Genomic DNA, 5,013 nt, shown 5'->3' with positions numbered 1-5,013 from the left:
AGACTTGCAAAACGAATTGTTTCCGAACAAAGGTTTGCAGGAACGTCAAGTCAATTTTTCCGAGTTCTATTTGGAGAATGGCGACAATTTGATTCCGACAATTATCGATAAATTGAAACCTTTGGAACAAAATTTCGACATAATTGTATTGCCTTAAATTGGAAGAATAAAACACTAGGCACTTTTAAACAAACAAAAATCTATGGCTAAAGAACGCTTAATTTCGCTTGATGTATTTAGAGGGCTTACCATTTTATTAATGACAATTGTAAATAATCCCGGAAGCTGGGAACACATTTACCCGCTCTTAGAACATGCGGAATGGAACGGATGCACCCCGACCGATTTGGTTTTCCCCTTCTTCATATTTATAATGGGAGTCGCCATCCCGTTTGCGATGCCCGAAAAAATATTTGACGGCTCAACTTTCAATAAAATAGCAGTCCGAGCTTTGCGTATTTTTTGCTTGGGACTGTTCCTTAATTTTTTCGGCAAAATAGAACTTTTTGAATTGCAAGGAATTCCCTTATTGATTGGGCGTTTAGCAATAACAATTGCAGTCTGTTACGCGCTAATGGGGAATTTTAGTTTAAAAATCAAAACCTACGTAACACTTACTGTATTTGTTGTCTTGCTCTTTTTAGCATACAGCGGTATTGAAGCCTATCAAGAAGTTAGAATCCCTGGAGTATTGCAGCGAATAGGAATTGTTTACTTCTTTGTTTCATTTTTGTATTTAAAAACTCGTCAAAGAATACAAATACTGACAGTCGTTTTGCTGCTATTGCTTTATTGGGTTTTAATGGCTTTAGTGCCGGTTCCGGGAATTGGAGCCGCAAACTTTGAAAAAGGGACCAACTTGGCCGCTTGGCTGGACAGTGTGCTGTTAAAAGGACATATGTGGGTCTATTCAAAAACTTGGGATCCTGAAGGAATTTTAAGTACCCTTCCCGCAATTGCCACCGGTATAACGGGATTGCTTATTGGGCAATGGCTTAATCGCCCACTCCCAAAGTTGGAAATCGTCAAAAAAATGGCGCTAACGGGTATACTACTTGTGGTATTGGGTTTGCTATGGAATACCGTTTTCCCCATCAACAAATCGCTTTGGACCAGCTCCTATGTTTTATATACTTCCGGAATAGCCATCCTGTGTTTGACCTTGTTGTATTACATCATTGATGCTGTTGACTATAGAAGGGGAACAAAGCTGTTTTTAATTTGGGGTGTCAATCCAATGATCGTATTCTTTTTTTCGGGCATTATTCCGCAAGGATTGAGAATGATCCAACTTCAAAACCCGGAACTGTCAACGGAACAAATCAATCTTCAAAAATATCTTTACAGCTTTTGGATTGCTCCTTTTTTCAATAATCCATTGGACTCATCCTTGGCTGGAGCTTTGATCTACGTCGGAATCTGGTCCTTCATTTTGTGGTTATTTTACAAAAACAACCTGATATTTAAAGTATAAGATCCTATAAACACCACTTTAATCAAATAAAAGCGGCGAAACTGTTGATTTACTAATTTCAATTCAAAAAAAAGACTATTTTTGCACCCAAATTAAAATAAAACAAAAAAAATGGCTACTAATAGAACATTTACAATGATTAAACCTGATGCTGTAGCAAACGGACACATCGGAAACATTCTTGCAATGATAACAAATGCAGGTTTCAAAATCGTTTCTTTAAAATTAACTCAACTTACTATTGCTGATGCTCAAGCATTTTATGCTGTACATGCTGCTAGACCTTTCTACGGAGAATTAGTTGAATTCATGTCAAGAGGACCAATCGTTAGTGCTATTTTAGAAAAAGACAACGCTGTTGAAGATTTCAGAACTTTAATTGGTGCTACTAACCCAGCTGATGCAGCTGAAGGTACTATCCGTAAAGCTTATGCTACTTCAATTGGAGAAAATGCAGTTCACGGTTCTGATAGCGATGAAAATGCAGCTATCGAAGGTGCGTTCCATTTTGCAGGAAGAGAGCAGTTCTAATCTATGATTGAAGATTTTAGATTTTTGAATTAACATTTGAAAATCATATATATAAAAATCCCGTTTCAAAATTTTGAAACGGGATTTTTTTTTATCGTAAAATCTGAAATCCTTATCTTAAAATAACGGCAGTCACAACATCTCGGCGCAACTCCTCGTTAATCATCGCCACAATCTTAGATTTACCGTGGCTCAATTCTTCCCGCAAAACAGACGAGGTCAACTCTACATACAAAGTACTCCCTTTCAAAACCACATTTTGCGTATAGCTGTTAACGCCATTCCCCATCAGGTTTTTCCAGGCGTCCTTCACGTCAATCTGATCCATTCCGGGTTGCAATTTATTCACTTGGATAATTTGTTTCAAAACATCCCCTACCGTACTCTGGTTATTTAATCTTTTCGCCATCTCCTGTCAAATTTATTGGTCCTGCTTTTTTATAATGGTATTCTTTTTTCTCGCTATTCTTTAGCACTAATTCTTTATCTGATAGTGTGATTAACTCTTCGCTCCATTTGGCGTAAGGAGTCGAATAGTCCAAGAATGCTTTATCATCCTCAAATCGAACCGCTACATTTTCATACGAATCATTCGTTAAAAAACTGCCGTCCATTTGCGGCATTACTTTTTTTCTGCTCCCTTTATTATCCTTACCTATGTCAAAGTAATCGTAACTCTCATTCATTTTGTAATCCTTGTCTTTGCCCTCGTCAAAAACAACTTTTTCTATTTCCCAGTAGCCATTGATCTTGGCAATATCAGTAGGCTGAATTTTTTGTTGACAGCCAACAAAAAAGAGGGAGAGTAACAAAATTTTAAAGGCGTTTTTCATACAATTATTTTTTTTAGGAGCTATTTCCTGCTGTACGCTATATTCCCGATAATAAAAACTAGGGCTGAAAAAGCCTTGTTTTTCTAAATCGGGAGATGCCGCTTCCATCAGGGCTAGGGATTTTGGGGAAACAATTACTTTTTTTCTATTCTACAAAGTTAACTTTAAAAAATTCAAACAAAAGAAAAATACCAAATCACATTAGACTATTTTAACTATTTTTGATTCTATATAAAATATAACTTGCTATGACAACAAAAACAATTTATAGTTTACTCGCTCTTATTTTATGTATTAGTTGTAGCACTGACTCATCACAAACAACACAAACCCCTACCGAAACAACCTATTTTCCACCGTTAACAGGAACTGCCTGGGAAACAAAATCGATAAAAAGTTTGGGGTGGAAACAAGAAGCCGTACAACCACTTTTGGATTATTTAGAACTGAAAAATTCTAAGAGTTTTATCATTTTAGTCAATGGGAAAATTGTAATAGAAAACTATTTCCACGGACATTCTGCTACTTCCAATTGGTATTGGGCAAGCGCCGGAAAAACATTAACTGCAACCCTTACTGGTATTGCAGAACAAGAAGGCTTTTTAAACATCAGTAACAAAGTGTCAGATTATATTGGCACATCATGGAGTAGCTTACCATTAAATAAAGAAAATCTAATTACTAATAAACATTTACTTACAATGACTTCTGGCTTGGAAGATATTGATAACGGCGATGCTGTAAACCAAGCCAGTCTTACCTACAAAGCGGATGCTGGAACCCGCTGGGCGTACCACAATGTCTATGTAAAACTACAAGATGTGGTTGCTAAAGCATCGGATCAAAGTTGGAGCAACTATTTCAATACAAGGCTGAGAGATAAAATTGGCATGGATGGCGCTTGGTTTCAATCAGGAAACAATTCAGTATACACAAGTACAACAAGAAGCATGGCGCGTTTCGGACTACTAATGGCCAATAAAGGAAAATGGCAAAGTACCGTTGTCTTAAACGAAAATTATTTTAATGCTGCTACAAACAGCTCACAAAACATAAATTTAGGATATGGTTATTTATGGTGGTTAAATGGAAAAAACAGCTACCATTTACCACAATCACAATTACAATTCAATGGAAGTATAATTCCATCAGCTCCAAATGATATGTTTATGGCATTAGGGAAAAATGATCAAAAAATTTACGTCATCCCTTCTAAAAACATGGTCGTTATCAGAATGGGTGATGCAGCTGACAATGTCAACTTGGGCTTATCCGCTTTTGACAATGTATTATGGCAAAAAATCAATGCTTTATACCAATAAAAACTACTGCCTTTTTGCTTTTTTGGTAAGACCCAAAACAAAAAAACCTACTCCTATTACCAATAAAACATAATAAATAATGATGTTTTCGTCCCTGATAACATTTGCCAAAACAAAGCAAACAACACTTATTAAGTAAAGATAAATCGAACTTAAATTTTTAATGAAAGAGAAATTCATTGTATTTATCTATTTGAAAAAACTGTCCACAAACTCAAATTTGTTGAAGACTTGTAAGTCCTCAATTCCCTCTCCAACACCAATATATTTTACCGGTATCTTGAATTGGTCCGATATTCCAATGACAACGCCACCTTTTGCGGTTCCGTCTAATTTGGTTACGGCAAGAGAAGTCACCTCAGTTGCAGCAGTGAACTGCTTGGCTTGCTCAAAAGCATTTTGTCCGGTTGAACCGTCAAGAACTAATAAAACATCATGAGGGGCATCGGCTACGACTTTTTGCATAACGCGTTTCACTTTTGTCAATTCGTTCATTAAATTGACTTTATTGTGCAAACGTCCTGCGGTATCAATAATTACAATGTCAGCATCTTGGGCAACTGCAGATTGCAAGGTGTCAAATGCTACCGAAGCGGGATCGCTTCCCATATTTTGTCTTACAATGGGAACACCTACTCTATCTGCCCATATTTGCAGTTGGTCAATTGCGGCGGCACGAAACGTATCTGCTGCGCCCAGAACCACTTTATATCCTTGTTTTTTGAATTGATATGCTAACTTTCCAATTGTTGTCGTTTTGCCGACACCATTAACACCTACAACCATTAAAACATAAGGCTTGGTTTGGATTGGAATAACAAACTCTGTGGCTTCACCTGTATTTGTTTCAGAG

7 protein-coding genes are annotated in these 5,013 nt (G+C 36.8%); 4 read left to right on the top strand and 3 right to left on the bottom strand.

The window, feature by feature from the left end; genetic code table 11:
- The 3 genes from VIH09_RS09385 to VIH09_RS09375 form a co-directional block, all read left to right on the top strand.
- A partial coding sequence (locus VIH09_RS09385) for a bacillithiol biosynthesis protein BshC (RefSeq protein ID WP_331580259.1) occupies window positions 1-157 on the top strand: 157 nt, incomplete at its 5' end.
- Window positions 158-202: 45 nt separating this feature from the next.
- On the top strand, window positions 203-1,474 hold the full coding sequence (locus tag VIH09_RS09380) for an acyltransferase family protein (RefSeq protein ID WP_331580257.1): 1,272 nt from the start codon (window positions 203-205) through the stop codon (window positions 1,472-1,474).
- Between the two features lie 111 nt (window positions 1,475-1,585).
- Complete coding sequence (locus VIH09_RS09375) at window positions 1,586-2,005, top strand: nucleoside-diphosphate kinase (RefSeq protein ID WP_007138111.1); 420 nt, start codon at window positions 1,586-1,588, stop codon at window positions 2,003-2,005.
- A gap of 112 nt (window positions 2,006-2,117) precedes the next feature.
- Here the strand turns inward: VIH09_RS09375 and VIH09_RS09370 are convergent, their stop codons facing one another.
- Together VIH09_RS09370 and VIH09_RS09365 are read right to left on the bottom strand one after the other, a co-directional pair.
- Complete coding sequence (locus tag VIH09_RS09370; protein ID WP_331580254.1) at window positions 2,118-2,414, bottom strand: DUF721 domain-containing protein; 297 nt, start codon at window positions 2,412-2,414, stop codon at window positions 2,118-2,120.
- Window positions 2,395-2,838, bottom strand: a complete 444-nt coding sequence (locus VIH09_RS09365; protein ID WP_331580252.1) for a hypothetical protein — start codon at window positions 2,836-2,838, stop codon at window positions 2,395-2,397. Before VIH09_RS09365 ends, VIH09_RS09370 begins: the two co-directional genes overlap by 20 nt.
- Before the next feature lie 248 nt (window positions 2,839-3,086).
- Here VIH09_RS09365 and VIH09_RS09360 point away from each other — a divergent pair, with 248 nt between their 5' ends.
- Complete coding sequence (locus VIH09_RS09360; protein WP_331580250.1) at window positions 3,087-4,160, top strand: serine hydrolase; 1,074 nt, start codon at window positions 3,087-3,089, stop codon at window positions 4,158-4,160.
- A 189-nt stretch (window positions 4,161-4,349) separates the two neighbouring features.
- Here VIH09_RS09360 and ftsY read toward each other — a convergent pair.
- Window positions 4,350-5,013, bottom strand: a 664-nt coding sequence (gene ftsY, locus VIH09_RS09355) for a signal recognition particle-docking protein FtsY (RefSeq protein ID WP_331580248.1), incomplete at its 5' end; no start/stop codon positions are given.

The sequence above is a fragment of the Flavobacterium sp. genome, from assembly GCF_036515215.1.
In the GTDB taxonomy this organism is placed as follows: Bacteria; Bacteroidota; Bacteroidia; order Flavobacteriales; family Flavobacteriaceae; genus Flavobacterium.
Note: the sequence above shows the minus strand (reverse complement) of the source record. Positions and strands in the feature narration are given on the sequence as shown.

Excerpts from the sequence above, each read along its gene's own strand:
- VIH09_RS09370 (WP_331580254.1), bottom strand. The coding sequence starts at position 2,414 with ATGGCGAAAAGATTAAATAACCAGAGTACGGTAGGGGATGTTTTGAAA.
- VIH09_RS09360 (WP_331580250.1), top strand. The coding sequence starts at position 3,087 with ATGACAACAAAAACAATTTATAGTTTACTCGCTCTTATTTTATGTATT.
- VIH09_RS09380 (WP_331580257.1), top strand. The coding sequence starts at position 203 with ATGGCTAAAGAACGCTTAATTTCGCTTGATGTATTTAGAGGGCTTACC.
- VIH09_RS09375 (WP_007138111.1), top strand. The coding sequence starts at position 1,586 with ATGGCTACTAATAGAACATTTACAATGATTAAACCTGATGCTGTAGCA.
- VIH09_RS09365 (WP_331580252.1), bottom strand. The coding sequence starts at position 2,838 with ATGAAAAACGCCTTTAAAATTTTGTTACTCTCCCTCTTTTTTGTTGGC.